Here is a 13,730-nt window from a genome sequence, read left to right as displayed (position 1 = left end):
CGCCTGCGACGGCCGGCGTCAGTCGTAGGTGTGGATGACGACCTTCGCCGCGGCCTCGCCACTAGTCGTGGCGTAGCCGGCGAAATAGTCGAGCAACCGGTCGTGGTTCCGATTCGCCGTGGCCAAGTCGACCACCACGCGCGAATAGGGGCGGCCAGGGTCGGTGGCGGTGTTGCCGCAGCTCATGCGTTGCGGGGCGGCGCCGGCACGGGAATAAGCTCCAACCTCATCCGGACCCGCCGCGGGACAGGTCGGCTCGACCACCGCGCCCGAGAACACGACCCGACCGCCCGCCGCGTACGCGCTCGAGACCCCCACGAGCATGGCCAGACCTGCCAACGCAATACCAAGCGGACCGCTCATACCGCTCACCTCATCGAGGTACGACCCCGCCTATGCGGAGCCTCCTAGCGGGTCATCGGCCCGATCCATTCGACCTTGATCGATTCCGGCGAAGCCGTTGCCGTAAATGTGACGTCCATCACATTGACGGGGAGAGTCGGGATTGAAAGCCCGCCGCTCGTTACCCGCCTCGGCCTTTTAGCCTTCGGCAGGTGAATTGGCCGTGACATATCGGTGAACGGCGGCCCCGCCATGCATCACGGCGGATGGCCGGCATCGCCGGCCACGACGCACCGGCCCCACTCAGCGCGACGAAATGTACTTCTCGCGCCGGATCTGCGGCACCGGCAGGCCGAATTCCTTCAGCGCGTTGAACGCGGCATCGACCATGTTGGGGTTGCCGCACAGGTAGGCGATGTCACGGTCGGCGCGGGGGCCGAGTTCGGCCAGCGCGTGCTGCACGTGGCCAAGGCGGTCGCCGGGGCGCGGCACGGCGCGGGCCTCGCGGCTGAGGCAGCCGTGGAAGGCGAAGCCAGGGTGGGCCTGCGCGAATGCCTCGAACTCCTCGCCGTAGAGCAGCTCGGCCTCGCTGCGGGCGCCGTACAGCAGCACCACCTCGCGGCCGCCCTTCGCCAGCAACTTCTCGATCTGCGGCAGCATCGCGCGGTACGGGGTGACGCCGGTGCCGGTGGCCAGCAGCAGGTAGCGCGGGTGGCTGTCGGTTTCCTGCAGGCAGAAGCGGCCGTACGGACCGCTGGCGTCGATCACGCCGCCCGGCGGCAGTTCACCGAGCAGTTTGGTGGCGGCGCCGCCCTCGACGTAGCTCACCGCGATCTCGATGCGCCGCACCGGCGAGTGGCCGTCGCCGATGGTCGCCACCGAGTAGCTGCGCTTGGTCGCCGTGCCATCGTCGTAATGGAAATGCACCTGCAGGAACTGGCCGGGCTGGAACGCCAGCGGCTGGCCGTCGACGCGCTCGAACACCAGGTGGCGCACCGCGGGCGCGAGCATGCGGCTGTCGACGAGACGGAGCTGGAAGTGGTCGGCCATGGAGGGTTTCCGGAAACGGTGTGTGCCGTCCGGCAGGGCCGGACGGCGGGGGTAGCCCGCTATAATAAGGGCTAACCCCCTCGGTGCAGCCCATGTCCCCGCAGTCCCAAGATACGGCCCCGGCGCTTGTCGTCGACAACCTGCGCAAAACCTACGGCAACGGCGTCGAGGCCCTGAAGGGCATCAGCCTCACCGTGCAGCCCGGCGACTTCTTCGCCCTGCTCGGCCCGAACGGGGCCGGCAAGTCCACCCTGATCGGCATCCTGTCCTCGCTGGTGAATTCCACCTCCGGCGACGCGCGGGTGTTCGGCATCTCGGTGAACCGGCAGCGCAGCGAGGCGATGAGGCTGATCGGCCTGGTGCCGCAGGAGATCAACTTCAACCAGTTCGAGAAGCCGTTCGACATCTGCGTGAACGAGGCGGGCTTCTACGGCATCCCGCGGAAGACCGCCGCCGAGCGCGCGGAGAAGTACCTGAAGGAACTGCGCCTGTGGGACAAGGCGCAGATGCAGGCGCGCACGCTGTCCGGCGGCATGAAGCGGCGGCTGATGATCGCCCGCGCGATGATGAACGAGCCGCGGCTGCTGATCCTCGACGAGCCCACCGCCGGCGTCGACATCGAGATCCGCCGCTCGATGTGGCAGTTCGTCAGCGCCATCAACGCGGCCGGCACCACGGTGATCCTCACCACGCACTATCTGGAAGAAGCCGAGTCGCTGTGCCGCAACATCGCGATCATCGACCACGGCACCATCGTCGAGAACACCAGCATGAAGCGCCTGCTGGCGACGCTGGACGTGGAGACCTTCGTGCTCGACGTGGCCGCCATCCCGGCCGGGCTGCCCAGCATCCCCAACGTCACCCTGCGCCGCCGCGACGAACACACGCTGGAGGCCGAGATGGCCCGCTCGCACGACCTCAACTCGCTGTTCGCGACGCTGTCCGCGCACGGCATCGCGGTGACCTCGATGCGCAACAAGACCAACCGGCTGGAAGAGCTGTTCGTGCGGCTGGTGGAAGGCGGGCGCAACGGCAACCATCAGGAGCAGGCCGCATGAGCAACGCCGCCGCCAACCTGGTCGCCCTCAACACCATCGTGCGCCGCGAGATCGTGCGCATCATGCGCATCTGGACGCAGACGCTGATCCCGCCGGCAATCACCATGACGCTGTACTTCGTGATCTTCGGCAAGCTGATCGGCAGCCGCATCGGCAGCATCCAGGGCGGCTTCACCTACATGCAGTACATCGTGCCGGGCCTGGTGATGATGAGCATCATCACCAACAGCTACGGCAACATCTCCAGCTCGTTCTTCGGCGCCAAGTTCAGCCGCGCGGTGGAGGAGATGCTGGTGTCGCCGATGCCGAACTGGGTGATCCTTGCCGGCTACGTCGCCGGCGCGGTGGTGCGCGGCCTGGTGGTCGGCCTGCTGGTGCTGGTCATCGCACTGTTCTTCACCGACCTGCACGTGATGCACCCGCTGATCACGTTCGCCTCGGTGCTGCTGGGCGCCACCATCTTCTCGCTGGCCGGCTTCGTCAACGCGGTGTACGCGAAGAAGTTCGACGACATCGCGCTGGTGCCCACCTTCATCCTCACCCCGCTGACCTACCTGGGTGGCGTGTTCTACTCGATCAACATGGTGGGCGAGCCGTGGCAGGCGATCTCGCGCGCCAACCCGATCCTGTACATGGTCAACGCGTTCCGCTACGGCGTGCTCGGCATCAGCGACGTGCACGTGGGCTGGGCCTTCGTGGTGATGCTCGGCTTCGTGGCCGCGCTGTCGGTCGTGGCGCTGCAGCTGCTCAAGCGCGGCGTCGGGCTGCGATCCTGACAACACTGTAGGAGCGCACCCTGTGCGCGATGCTCTTGCGTGACATGGCAAAGAGCTATCGCGCACAGGGTGCGCTCCTACATCGAGGGTCGAAATGCGCGTCAACAAATACATCAGCGAAGCCGGCCTGTGCTCACGCCGCGAGGCGGACGAGCTGCTGCTCGCCGGGCGCGTCAGCATCAACGGCGAGGTGGTCAGCACCGGCGCCAAGGCGCTGGAAGGCGACGAGGTGCGCGTGGACGGCGAGGTCGTCAAGGCGCGCATCCTCGCCGCCACGCCGGCCGCGAAAAAGGCGGTCTATATCGCGCTGAACAAGCCGGTCGGCATCACCTGCACCACCGAGCGCGGCGTGGACGGCAACATCGTGGATTTCATCGACCACCCGCAGCGGATCTTCCCGATCGGCCGGCTGGACAAGGATTCCGAGGGGCTGATCCTGCTGACCAGCAACGGCGACATCGTCAACGAGATCCTGCGCGCCGAGAACCACCACGAGAAGGAATACCTGGTGGCGGTGAACAAGCCGGTCACCAACGAGTTCCTGGCCGGCATGGCCAAGGGCGTGCGCATCCACGGCCAGATGACGAAACCCTGCCGCACCCGCCGCATCGCCAAGTTCGGCTTCGCCATCGTGCTGACCCAGGGCCTGAACCGGCAGATCCGCCTGATGGCCGCAGCGTTCGGCTACCGCGTCACCCAATTGCGCCGCGTGCGCATCGTCAACGTGAAGCTCGGCCACCTCAAGGTCGGCCAGTGGCGCAACCTCACCGAGGCCGAGCTGAAGGGCCTGTTGCCCGGCCGCACGCAGTGGTGATTCTCTCCTCCCCCTGCTTGCAGGGGGAGGCTGGGAGGGGGTGAGGCTCTTGCCGTAAAGCACCCAACCCCAACCCTCCCCTGCAAGCAGGGGGGAGTGGCACCGGCAAGCCTCAGGCAGCCGGCAGGCTCTGCAAATCCCAGCGCGGACGCACCTGCACGGTTGCGTCCTGATGCTGGCCGCCGGCCAGGCGGATCGCGCCGGCCAGCGCGATCATCGCGCCGTTGTCGGTGCAGAAGTCCAGCCGCGGGAAATACACCCGGAAACCGTCCTTCTCGCCGGCCCTGGCCAGCTCGCTGCGCAGGTGGCGGTTCGCGCCCACGCCGCCGGCGATCACCAGCCGCTGCGTGCCCGTGGCCTCGAGCGCGCGGCGGCACTTGATGACCAGCGTGTCGACGATCGCCTCCTCGAACGCGCGGGCGATGTCGGCGCGGGTCTGCTCGCCCTGGTCGGATTGCTGCCACGCCAGCAGCACCTGGGTCTTCAGGCCGGAGAAGCTGAAATCCAGCCCCGGCCGGTCGGTCATCGGGCGCGAGAAGCGGAACGCGCCGGCGGTGCCCTGCCCGGCCAGCTTCGCCAGCGCCGGGCCGCCGGGGTACGGCAGGCCCATCAGCTTGGCGGTCTTGTCGAACGCCTCGCCGGCGGCGTCGTCCAGGGTGTCGCCCAGGATCGTGTAGCGGCCGATCGCCTGCACCTCGACCAGCATCGAATGGCCGCCGGAGACCAGCAGAGCCACGAACGGCGGCTCCGGCGGATCCTCTTCCAGCAGCGGCGCCAGCAGGTGGCCCTCCATGTGGTGCACCCCGATCGCCGGCACGCCCAGCGCCCAGGCCAGCGCACGTCCGGCGGAAGCCCCGACCAGCAGGGCGCCGACCAGGCCGGGCCCGGCGGTGTAGGCCACCCCGCCGAGGTCGTGCACGGTCAGCCCGGCCTCGGCCAGCGCCTCGCGGATCAGCGGCAGCAGCTTGCGCACGTGGTCGCGGCTGGCCAGTTCCGGCACCACGCCGCCGTAGTCGGCGTGCAGCTTGATCTGGCTGTACAGGGTGTGCGCCAACAGGCCGCGGCCCGGCGCATCCGGCTCCCAGCGCAGCAGGGCCACGCCGGTCTCGTCGCAGGAGGTTTCGATGCCCAGCACGGGCTTGTTCGCCGGCTTTGAAAATTCTGTGGTATCCACGGTATAATTCGCGGCTCGCCCTATTTGACAGTCCCGTACCAGCGGGCAGATTACCACTCGGAGTTTCCATGCCCAACGTAAAAGTTCGCGAGAACGAGCCGTTCGAGATCGCACTGCGTCGTTTCAAGCGTACCTGCGAAAAGGCCGGCGTCCTGGCTGAAACGCGCAAGCGCGAGTTCTACGAAAAGCCGACCCAGGAACGCAAGCGCAAGCGCGCCGCCGCGGTGAAGCGCCACCTGCGCCGCCTGTCGCGCGACGTTTCGCGCAAGGTCCGCCTGTACTGAGTTTCCCGCTCGCCGCCCGTCGGCGGGCCCGCCAGCGTCTTCACGCTGCGCATGCAGGAAACACGGTCGGCGCGGGTTCTCGCAGCCGCCGCAAGCACTCCGGATTCGACATGGGCCGGCGTTGTCCCCCAGGGCAACGCCGGCTTTGTCGTTTCCGTAGAATCAGCCACCCGACCCCGAGGCCTTCGCCATGACCCTCAAGCAGCAGATCACCGAAGACATGAAGACCGCCATGCGCGGCGGCGACAAGCACCGGCTGGGCGTGATCCGGCTGATGCTGGCGGCGGTCAAGCAGCGCGAGGTGGACGAGCGGATCGAGCTGGACGACATGCAGGTGCTCAGCGTGCTGGAGAAGATGCTGAAGCAGCGCAAGGACTCGGTCAGCCAGTACGCCGCGGCCGGCCGCGAGGACCTGGCCGACGTGGAGCGCGCCGAGATGACGGTGATCGAGGGCTACCTGCCGGCCAAGCTCGGCGACGCCGAGATCGACGCCCTGATCAGCGCCGCGATCGCCGACACCGGCGCCAGCTCGCCGCGCGACATGGGCAAGGTGGTGGCCGCGGTGAAGGAAAAGGCCGCCGGCCGCGCCGACATGGGCGTGGTTTCGGCCCGGATCAAGGCGCGCCTGGCCGGCTGAGCGTGCCGGCCACGAACAGCAGCCCCAGCAGCACCAGCATGCCGGCGACCACGGCCAGCGCGATGCGATGGCGGCGCCGGCGCAGCCGCTGCCAGTTCGCCACGTCGAGGAAATAGCGCCCCTCGCCCGGGCAGCGCAGCACCGCATGGCTTACCAGCTGGTACCAGGCCATGCCCGGTTTCAGGCCCAGTTGCTCCGCCGTGCAGGCGGTCGCCGCCGCGGTCGCGGCAGCCCGCTCGAATGCGCGCACGATCGCGCGCTGCTTGATCATCATCACCGCGCTGATCACCATGGCTTGCCGCTCCCGGAATACCCTCGGAAGCTTGCCGCCCCACACCGCCACTGGCAAGCGGCGCGATGCATCGCGTTCACGGCCGCCCCGCTACAAACGCCGTGTCCCGCCGCACACCTTGCCGCGCGGGCGATCGTCGCCGCAGGAGAAGCACATGCTGAAGTGGGCCCTCATATTCGCCATCATCTCGCTGGTCACCGGCTGGCTCGGTTTCGGCAGTGTCTCCGGCGCCACTGCCACCATCGCCAAGGTGCTGTTCGTGTGCTTCGCGATCCTGTTCCTGCTGGCCGTACTGGCGCTGATCGGCGTGATCAGTCTGTTCTAGCCAAGCTGTTCCAGCGGCGATTCAGGCCGGCGTCCTGACCGGAGCGGCGGATTGACCGCACGACGGCCATCGCGGCGGGCGGGGCGAAAGCGCGCCTCCCGACGGTGCGCGGCTCTTCACCGCGGCATTTCGCCTCAGGTCGGCGCAATCCGCCCGAGCCTCCCTGGCGGCGACCGACTAGACTAGACGGTCTATGCGCGGCCTGATTCCCGACAGCTTCATCGATGAACTGCTTGCCCGCGTCGACATCGTCGACGTGATCGAGCGGCGCGTGCCGCTGAAGAAGGCCGGACGCGAGTGGACCGCCTGCTGCCCGTTCCACAACGAGCGCACGCCCTCGTTCTACGTCAGCCCGGCCAAGCAGTTCTTCCACTGCTTCGGCTGCGGCGCGCACGGCAGCGCGGTGAAGTTCCTGATGGACTACGAGCGGCTGGAGTTTCCGGACGCGGTGGAGGAGCTGGCGCAGACGGTGGGCCTCACCGTGCCGCGCGAGGGCGGCCGCGACGAGCGCCCGCGCGAGGACAAGACCGACCTGTATGCCCTGCTCGACGCCGCCGCCAGCTGGTACGAAGGCGAGCTGCCGCGCAGCGCCGACGCCCAGGCGTACTGCGGCAAGCGCGGGCTGGACGCGGAAACGATCAAGCGCTTCCGCCTCGGCTGGGCGCCGGCCGGCTACGACGGGGTGATCAAGGCGCTGGGCAACAGCCCGCGGCGGATGGAGCTGCTGAACGAGGCCGGCATGGTCGCCTCCAGCGAACGCGGCAGCAAGTACGACCGCTTCCGCGAGCGGCTGATGTTCCCCATCCTCGACCGCCGCGGGCGGGTGATCGCGTTCGGCGGGAGGGTTATCCAAAAGTCCAGCGAGGGATCGCCGGTTCTTGATCCTCGCGCGCAGGACGCGCGCAAGAGTGAAGGCCCCAAGTATCTCAACTCGCCGGAGACCCCGCTGTTCCACAAGGGCCGCGAGCTGTTCGCGCTGTGGCAGGTGAAGCAGGCGAACGCGAACCTGCAGCGGATCGTGGTGGTCGAGGGCTACATGGACGTGATCGCGCTGCACCAGGCCGGGCTGCCGATCGCGGTGGCCACGCTGGGCACGGCGACCACGCCCGAGCACACCGAGGTGCTGTTCCGCGCCGCGCCGGACGTGGTGTTCTGTTTCGACGGCGACCGCGCCGGCCGCGCCGCGGCGTGGAAGGCGCTGGAATCCGCGCTGCCGCGCCTGCGCGACGGCCGCCAGGCGTACTTCCTGTTCCTGCCCGACGGCGAGGACCCGGACACGCTGGTGCGCAAGGAAGGCAAGGAGGGTTTCGAAAAGCGCATCCGGGAAGCGATGCCGCTGTCGGACTACTTCTTCAACGAGCTGTCGCACGATGTCGACATGGCCAGCCTCGATGGCCGCGCCCGGCTGGCCGAGCGCGCCCGCCCGCTGATCGCGAAACTGCCCGATGGCGCGTTCCGCGACCTGATGGGGCAGGAGCTGGAGAAGCGCAGCGGCGCGCGCGCCTTGCTGCAGGCCGATCCGGCCGTGCACCGCGCTGTGCAGCGGCCGGTGGCGGTGCAGCGCAGCCTGGTGCGCAGCGCGATCTCGCTGCTGCTGGCGCAGCCAGGCATGGCCGACCAAGTGGAAAGGCCTTACCGCTTCCTGCGCCTGGACAAGCCAGGCGTGGAGCTGCTGGCCGAACTGCTCGACCTGGCCCGCGCCCGCCCCGGCATCAATTCCGCGATGCTGGTGGAGCACTTCGCCGAGCGGCCGGAATACCCCTCGCTGCAGAAACTGATGGCGGCGATGTCGGTGGGCGAACCGGAAAGCCAGCGCACCGAATTCTTCGACGCGCTGGCGCGGATGGAGGACCAGGCCTGCACCCAGCGCCGCGACGCCTTGACCGCGAAGAGCCGCGAAGGCCGGCTGGACTCCGCCGAGAAAGCCGAATTGCGCGAACTGCTGGCCGCCCGCGCACGGCCGCCGGTGGCCTCGGCCTGAGCATGACGAGCCGCCGTCTGCCCGCGTGCGCCCTGCGTCATGCCGCCCCATCGGCCATCGGCCGGCGCCCGACTGTGGGAACATGCCCGGCTGCGGCCCGGCGGCCCCCGTCTGAAGCGCAAGGACACTGATGGACCTGCTGCAGCAACTGGTGACGATCTTCGCCGAAAACGGCTATGTCGCGGTGTTCATCGCGCTGATGATCTGCGGCGCCGGCCTGCCGCTGCCGGAGGACGTCACCCTGGTCGCCGGCGGCGTGATCGCGGGCCTGGGCTACGCCAACGTGCACGCGATGTTCGCGCTGGCGATGTCCGGCGTGCTGCTGGGCGACTGCGCCATCTTCCTGCTCGGCCACCACTACGGCGCACGCATCCTGCAATGGCGCTTCGTGGCGCGCGTGCTGACGCCGGAGCGCTACGTCAAGGTGCAGGAGAAGTTCGACCAGTACGGCAACCGCATGCTGTTCTTCGCGCGCTTCCTGCCCGGCATGCGCACCACCGTCTACCTCACCGCCGGCACCACCCACCGGGTGTCGTTCCTGCGCTTCCTGCTGATCGACACGCTGGCCGCGCTGATCAGCGTGCCGATCTGGGTCTACCTGGGCTATTTCGGCGCCGACAACCACGAGTGGCTGGCGAAGTGGATACACCGCGGCCAGAGCAGCCTGTGGGTGCTGCTGGGCATCCTCGTGTTCACCGCGCTGATGCTGTGGTGGCGGCGCCGGCGCCGCACGCGCTGTGGGCTGGACTGAGCCGCCGGCATGTCGTCGCGCCGCGCCGGTCCCGACAACTTCACGCTCGCCCTGCTCGCCACCGTGGCGCTGGCCTCGCTGCTGCCGTGCCGGGGCGGGGCGGCGCGGGCGTTCGACGCGATCACCGACGGCGCGATCGCGCTGCTGTTCTTCCTGCACGGCGCCAAGCTGCCGCGCGCGGCGATCATGCAGGGCCTCACCCACTGGCGGCTGCACCTGACCGTGCTCGCCAGCACCTTCGTGCTGTTCCCGCTGCTGGGGCTGGCGCTGCAGCCGGTCGGCCACGCGCTGCTGACGCCCGGGCTGTACCTCGGCGTGCTGTTCGTGTGCACGTTGCCGTCCACGGTGCAGTCGTCGATCGCGTTCACCTCGATCGCCGGCGGCAACGTCTCCGCCGCGGTGGTCAGCGCGTCGATGTCGAACCTGCTCGGCATCGTGCTGACCCCGCTGCTGGTCGGCCTGCTGCTGGCCGGCCACGGCGGCGGCGCCTCCTGGCGGGGCGCGCTGGACATCGTGCTGCAGCTGCTGCTGCCGTTCGTGCTGGGCCACGCGGCCCGGCGCTGGATCGGCGGCTTCGTCGACCGCCACCGGCCGCTGCTCGGCTATACCGACCAGGGCACGATCCTGCTGGTGGTGTACACCGCGTTCAGCGCCGCGGTGGTCGGCGGCCTGTGGCGCGACACGCCGCTCTCCGCCCTGCTCGCCACCCTGGCGATGTGCGCGCTGCTGCTGGCCCTGGTGATGCCGACGCTGGCCTGGACCGCGCGCCGGCTCGGCTTCCCGCGCGGGGACGAGATCGCCATCGTGTTCTGCGGCTCCAAGAAGAGCATGGCCAGCGGCATCCCGATGGCCAAGATCCTGTTCGCCGGCCAGCTCGGCGGCCTCGGCGCGCTGGTGCTGCCGCTGATGATCTTCCACCAGCTGCAGCTGATGGTGTGCGCGGTGGTGGCGCGGCGCTACGCCGTGCGGGGCGACCGCATCACCGCCGAAGACAGCCGCGAGGCCGACTGAGGCGACCCGCGGAAGCGCCGCCCACGACGCTCCCGCAGGTGCAAGGCACCGGCATGTGCCGCCGCTACAGCCAGCGTCCGTAACGACGGATGTAGATCAGCTTCATCAGCTGGGTCAGCACGCAGTAGGTCAGCACGGTCAGCGCGACCCAGCCGAAGAACACCGTCGGCAGTGGCACCATGCCGATCTTGGCGCCGATTCCAGTGAACGGTATGAACAGGCCGACCAGGATGACCGCGGTGGTCAGCGCCAGCACCGGCGCCGAGGCGATGCTCTGCAGGAACGGGATCCGGCGCGTGCGGATCATGTGCACGATCAGCGTCTGCGTCAGCAGGCTCTCGATGAACCAGCCGGACTGGAAGAACGGCTGGTGCGCCGTCGAATTCGCGCCGAACACGTACCACAGCAGCAGGAACGTGGTGATGTCGAAGATCGAGCTGACCGGGCCGATCCACACCATGAAGCGGCCGATGTCGCTGGCGTCCCACTTGCGCGGCTTGCGTAGGTACTCGTCGTCCATGCGGTCGAACGGGATCGACAGCTGCGAGATGTCGTACAGCAGGTTCAGCACCAGGATCTGCAGCGGCAGCATCGGCAGGAACGGCAGGAACGCGCTCGCCACCAGCACCGAGAACATGTTGCCGAAGTTCGAGCTGGCGGTCATCTTGATGTACTTGATGATGTTGCCGAACGTGATGCGGCCCTCGATCACGCCCTCCTCCAGCACCATCAGGTTCTTTTCGAGCAGGATGATGTCGGCCGATTCCTTCGCGATGTCGGTGGCGGTATCCACCGAGATGCCCACATCCGCCTCGCGCAGCGCCGGCGCGTCGTTGATGCCGTCGCCGAGGAAGCCCACCGTGTGGCCCTGGCGCTGCAGCGACTTCACCACGCGCGCCTTCTGCAGCGGCGACATCTTGGCGAATACCGTGGTGCGCTTGACCAGCTCGTCGAGCGCCGCATCGTCCAGCGGCTCGATGTGCCGGCCCTGCGCCGAATGCTCCACGTCCAGCCCCACCTCGCGGCAGATCTTGCGCGTCACCGCCTCGTTGTCGCCGGTGATGACCTTCACCTGCACGCCATGATGATGCAGCGCGGCGATCGCGGTGGCTGCCGAATCCTTCGGCGGATCGAGGAAGGCCAGGCAACCCACCGCGGTCAGCCCGCTCTCGTCGGCGACGCCGTACGGACGCCCGGCCGGCGGCTGCTGCTTCACCGCCACCACCAGCACGCGCAGGCCGTCTTCGTTGAGCCCGCGCGTCATCTCCTTGATCTCGTCGCGCTGCGCGTCGGTCATCGGCACGATCTCGTCGCCGGTCTTCGCCCAGGCGCAGGTCGACAGCATCTCCTCCACCGCACCCTTGCACACGATCAGGTCGTGACCGTCGCCGTTGCCGAGCACGACGGACATGCGCCGGCGCTGGAAGTCGAACGGGATCTCGTCGACGATGCGGTAGTGCGCCGCGGTCGGCTCCAGGTCGCGATGCGCCAGCACCGCCTTGTCCATCAGGTTCTTCAGGCCGGTCTGGAAGCGGCTGTTGAGGTAGCCGTACTCCAGCGCCTCGTCGGACTCCTCGCCGTGCAGGTCGAGATGCCGCTCGAGCACGATCTTGTCCAGCGTGAGCGTGCCGGTCTTGTCGGTGCACAGCACGTCCATCGCGCCGAAGTTCTGGATCGCGTTGAGCCGCTTCACCACCACCTTGCGCCGGGACATCGCCAGCGCGCCCTTGGCCAGGTTCGCGGTGACGATCAGCGGCAGCATCTCCGGGGTGAGGCCGACCGCCACCGACAGCGCGAACATGAACGCCTGCAGCCAGTCGTGCTTGTCGAAGCCGTTGATCAGGAACACCACCGGCACCATCACCGCCATGAAGCGGATCAGCAGCCAGCTGACGCTGTTCACGCCGCGGTCGAAGCTGGTCTGCACGCGCTGGCCCACGATGCTGTGCGCCAGCGAGCCGAGATAGCTGCGCGGGCCGGTCGCCACCGCCACCGCGGTGGCGGTGCCGCTGACCACGTTGGTGCCCATGTAGCAGATCGTCGGCAGGTCCAGCGGATTGGTGTGGTCCGCCTCGGCCGCGCCGTGCGCTCCCGGCGCGGCCTTCTCCACCGGCAGCGACTCGCCGGTGAGGATCGCCTGGCTGATGAACAGGTCCTTCGCGTGCAGCAGGCGCAGGTCGGCGGGCACCATGTCGCCCGCGGCCAGGTGCACGATGTCGCCGGCGACCAGCTCGCCCACCGGCACCTCGATGCGCTCGCTGTGGCCGTCGGAGGCGCGCCGCGTCACCGTGGCGGTGTTGCGCACCATCGCCTTCAGCTTCTCCGCCGCCTTCGAGGAGCGGTACTCCTGGGTGAAGCTCAGCAGCACGCTGATGCCCACCATCACCGCGATGATGGCCGGCCCGGTGAGATCGCTGGAGTCGGTGAACAGCTGCACCCCGGCCAGCACCAGCAACACGATGATGAACGGGTTCTTGAACGCGCGCAGCAGCTGCCGCGACCAGTGCGGCGGCTTCTCGTGCGAGACCTCGTTGATGCCGTCGCGGGCCAGCCGCTCGGCGATCTGCCCCTCGTCGAGACCGGCCGGCGTGCTGTCCAGCCCGGCCAGCAGCGCCTCGTTGTCGCGGAACGCCTCCTGCGCCACCGCCACATGCAAGGGTGCCGACGCACCCCTGTCGGCCGCCCTCGGCAGGGCGCCCTGGATGGATTGCTTGATCATGAGCCGCTTCCGTGAATTCGCCGATACCTGCCGCCGGTGCGAGTCCGCGGAATCAATCCGCCAACTTCGCCGGCGCCGGTGTGCCTGGCCGCGCATGCGGCCGGAACGGTTCCGCCACTGGCGGAGGCCATCCCGTGCATGACGTCATGGCGACCATCAGCGACTGGATACCAGTGCGAGATGGCCGGAGGATGGCAGCGCGTCGCCGCGGGCCCTCGTTGCCGCCGACGTGCGGCCGCCGGCGTCGGCGCGGCGGTGCAGTTCGACCACGTTGCTGCCGGCCGACCGCTCCAGCGGGGCGGGCACGGTGATGGTGTAGGTGGCGCGCACGGCCTCGCGGCGGCCAGCCAGCAGCCGGCGCAGCATGCGCAGCAAAACGGAATCGCGAAGGAGCTTCATGGCCCATCTCCTCGTTACGGCGCCCGCAGCGCCGGAGGAGGTGGGCCGGTCTTCCCTAGTCGAGGAAAGCGCCGGCCGACCGCAGGCGGTCGCCGCAGATCATCAGCTTGTTATGCA

General features: G+C 68.7%; 15 protein-coding genes. 9 read left to right on the top strand and 6 right to left on the bottom strand.

The genetic code is table 11. The annotated features are described in order from the left end of the window. Positions 1–18: 18 nt before the first annotated feature. Positions 19–324, bottom strand: coding sequence for a hypothetical protein (locus tag RHOFW104R8_RS17225; protein WP_153021672.1), 306 nt, complete (start codon positions 322–324; stop codon positions 19–21). Between the two features lie 321 nt (positions 325–645). Beyond that, positions 646–1,392, bottom strand: a complete 747-nt coding sequence (locus tag RHOFW104R8_RS01965) for an FAD-binding oxidoreductase (protein WP_068092215.1) — start codon at positions 1,390–1,392, stop codon at positions 646–648. Between the two features lie 92 nt (positions 1,393–1,484). Here RHOFW104R8_RS01965 and RHOFW104R8_RS01960 point away from each other — a divergent pair, with 92 nt between their 5' ends. The 3 genes from RHOFW104R8_RS01960 to RHOFW104R8_RS01950 all read left to right on the top strand — a co-directional run bounded on the left by RHOFW104R8_RS01960 (position 1,485) and on the right by RHOFW104R8_RS01950 (position 4,040). After that, positions 1,485–2,450 carry an ABC transporter ATP-binding protein gene (locus tag RHOFW104R8_RS01960; protein ID WP_068092216.1) on the top strand — a complete coding sequence of 322 codons (966 nt, stop codon included), beginning with the start codon at positions 1,485–1,487 and terminating at the stop codon, positions 2,448–2,450. Beyond that, positions 2,447–3,226: an ABC transporter permease gene (locus tag RHOFW104R8_RS01955; protein ID WP_068092217.1), complete on the top strand. Its 780-nt coding sequence runs from the start codon at positions 2,447–2,449 to the stop codon at positions 3,224–3,226. The genes RHOFW104R8_RS01960 and RHOFW104R8_RS01955 overlap by 4 nt, the downstream gene beginning before the upstream one ends. A gap of 94 nt (positions 3,227–3,320) precedes the next feature. After that, entirely contained in the window at positions 3,321–4,040 is a 720-nt protein-coding gene (locus RHOFW104R8_RS01950; RefSeq protein ID WP_068092219.1) for a pseudouridine synthase, read from the top strand. A gap of 112 nt (positions 4,041–4,152) precedes the next feature. Here the strand turns inward: RHOFW104R8_RS01950 and tsaD are convergent, their stop codons facing one another. Beyond that, positions 4,153–5,214 carry a tRNA (adenosine(37)-N6)-threonylcarbamoyltransferase complex transferase subunit TsaD gene (gene tsaD, locus RHOFW104R8_RS01945; RefSeq protein WP_235604236.1) on the bottom strand — a complete coding sequence of 354 codons (1,062 nt, stop codon included), beginning with the start codon at positions 5,212–5,214 and terminating at the stop codon, positions 4,153–4,155. A gap of 68 nt (positions 5,215–5,282) precedes the next feature. Between tsaD and rpsU the strand changes: the two genes are divergently transcribed. Both rpsU and RHOFW104R8_RS01935 read left to right on the top strand, forming a co-directional pair. Beyond that, on the top strand, positions 5,283–5,498 hold the full coding sequence (gene rpsU / locus RHOFW104R8_RS01940) for a 30S ribosomal protein S21 (RefSeq protein ID WP_007081639.1): 216 nt from the start codon (positions 5,283–5,285) through the stop codon (positions 5,496–5,498). 190 nt (positions 5,499–5,688) lie between these two features. Next, positions 5,689–6,135, top strand: a complete 447-nt coding sequence (locus RHOFW104R8_RS01935) for a GatB/YqeY domain-containing protein (RefSeq protein WP_068092222.1) — start codon at positions 5,689–5,691, stop codon at positions 6,133–6,135. Here RHOFW104R8_RS01935 and RHOFW104R8_RS01930 read toward each other — a convergent pair. Further along, on the bottom strand, positions 6,113–6,427 hold the full coding sequence (locus RHOFW104R8_RS01930) for a hypothetical protein (RefSeq protein WP_068092225.1): 315 nt from the start codon (positions 6,425–6,427) through the stop codon (positions 6,113–6,115). The two genes, RHOFW104R8_RS01935 and RHOFW104R8_RS01930, sit on opposite strands and share 23 nt — an antisense overlap. Positions 6,428–6,581: 154 nt before the next feature. On the opposite strand from RHOFW104R8_RS01930, the gene RHOFW104R8_RS16835 reads away from it, so the two are divergent. From RHOFW104R8_RS16835 to RHOFW104R8_RS01915, 4 genes are all read left to right on the top strand, one after another. Continuing rightward, the gene (locus RHOFW104R8_RS16835; RefSeq protein WP_082823488.1) at positions 6,582–6,752 is read left to right on the top strand and encodes a DUF1328 domain-containing protein; all 171 of its coding nucleotides are present in this window, start codon (positions 6,582–6,584) and stop codon (positions 6,750–6,752) included. A gap of 193 nt (positions 6,753–6,945) precedes the next feature. Further along, the gene (gene dnaG, locus RHOFW104R8_RS01925; protein WP_068092228.1) at positions 6,946–8,733 is read left to right on the top strand and encodes a DNA primase; all 1,788 of its coding nucleotides are present in this window, start codon (positions 6,946–6,948) and stop codon (positions 8,731–8,733) included. 130 nt (positions 8,734–8,863) lie between these two features. After that, positions 8,864–9,484 (top strand): DedA family protein, encoded by a 621-nt coding sequence (locus RHOFW104R8_RS01920; RefSeq protein ID WP_068092231.1) that lies wholly within the window; start codon positions 8,864–8,866, stop codon positions 9,482–9,484. A gap of 9 nt (positions 9,485–9,493) precedes the next feature. Then, positions 9,494–10,495, top strand: a complete 1,002-nt coding sequence (locus RHOFW104R8_RS01915) for a bile acid:sodium symporter family protein (protein ID WP_068092234.1) — start codon at positions 9,494–9,496, stop codon at positions 10,493–10,495. 64 nt (positions 10,496–10,559) lie between these two features. Here the strand turns inward: RHOFW104R8_RS01915 and mgtA are convergent, their stop codons facing one another. Continuing rightward, positions 10,560–13,214, bottom strand: coding sequence for a magnesium-translocating P-type ATPase (gene mgtA, locus RHOFW104R8_RS01910; protein ID WP_068092237.1), 2,655 nt, complete (start codon positions 13,212–13,214; stop codon positions 10,560–10,562). A gap of 156 nt (positions 13,215–13,370) precedes the next feature. Beyond that, positions 13,371–13,613, bottom strand: a complete 243-nt coding sequence (locus RHOFW104R8_RS01905; RefSeq protein ID WP_068092243.1) for a hypothetical protein — start codon at positions 13,611–13,613, stop codon at positions 13,371–13,373. Positions 13,614–13,730 lie beyond the last annotated feature (117 nt).

This window comes from Rhodanobacter sp. FW104-R8, from assembly GCF_001617365.1.
Taxonomy (GTDB): domain Bacteria; phylum Pseudomonadota; class Gammaproteobacteria; order Xanthomonadales; family Rhodanobacteraceae; genus Rhodanobacter.
Note: the sequence above shows the minus strand (reverse complement) of the source record. Positions and strands in the feature narration are given on the sequence as shown.

Bases quoted from the DNA above. Each gene is read 5' to 3' on its own strand.
- RHOFW104R8_RS17225 (WP_153021672.1), bottom strand. From the start codon at position 324: ATGCTCGTGGGGGTCTCGAGCGCGTACGCGGCGGGCGGTCGGGTCGTG.
- RHOFW104R8_RS01965 (WP_068092215.1), bottom strand. From the start codon at position 1,392: ATGGCCGACCACTTCCAGCTCCGTCTCGTCGACAGCCGCATGCTCGCG.
- RHOFW104R8_RS01960 (WP_068092216.1), top strand. From the start codon at position 1,485: ATGTCCCCGCAGTCCCAAGATACGGCCCCGGCGCTTGTCGTCGACAAC.
- RHOFW104R8_RS01955 (WP_068092217.1), top strand. From the start codon at position 2,447: ATGAGCAACGCCGCCGCCAACCTGGTCGCCCTCAACACCATCGTGCGC.
- RHOFW104R8_RS01950 (WP_068092219.1), top strand. From the start codon at position 3,321: ATGCGCGTCAACAAATACATCAGCGAAGCCGGCCTGTGCTCACGCCGC.
- rpsU (WP_007081639.1), top strand. From the start codon at position 5,283: ATGCCCAACGTAAAAGTTCGCGAGAACGAGCCGTTCGAGATCGCACTG.
- RHOFW104R8_RS01935 (WP_068092222.1), top strand. From the start codon at position 5,689: ATGACCCTCAAGCAGCAGATCACCGAAGACATGAAGACCGCCATGCGC.
- RHOFW104R8_RS01930 (WP_068092225.1), bottom strand. From the start codon at position 6,427: ATGGTGATCAGCGCGGTGATGATGATCAAGCAGCGCGCGATCGTGCGC.
- RHOFW104R8_RS16835 (WP_082823488.1), top strand. From the start codon at position 6,582: ATGCTGAAGTGGGCCCTCATATTCGCCATCATCTCGCTGGTCACCGGC.
- dnaG (WP_068092228.1), top strand. From the start codon at position 6,946: ATGCGCGGCCTGATTCCCGACAGCTTCATCGATGAACTGCTTGCCCGC.
- RHOFW104R8_RS01920 (WP_068092231.1), top strand. From the start codon at position 8,864: ATGGACCTGCTGCAGCAACTGGTGACGATCTTCGCCGAAAACGGCTAT.
- RHOFW104R8_RS01915 (WP_068092234.1), top strand. From the start codon at position 9,494: ATGTCGTCGCGCCGCGCCGGTCCCGACAACTTCACGCTCGCCCTGCTC.
- mgtA (WP_068092237.1), bottom strand. From the start codon at position 13,214: ATGATCAAGCAATCCATCCAGGGCGCCCTGCCGAGGGCGGCCGACAGG.
- RHOFW104R8_RS01905 (WP_068092243.1), bottom strand. From the start codon at position 13,613: ATGAAGCTCCTTCGCGATTCCGTTTTGCTGCGCATGCTGCGCCGGCTG.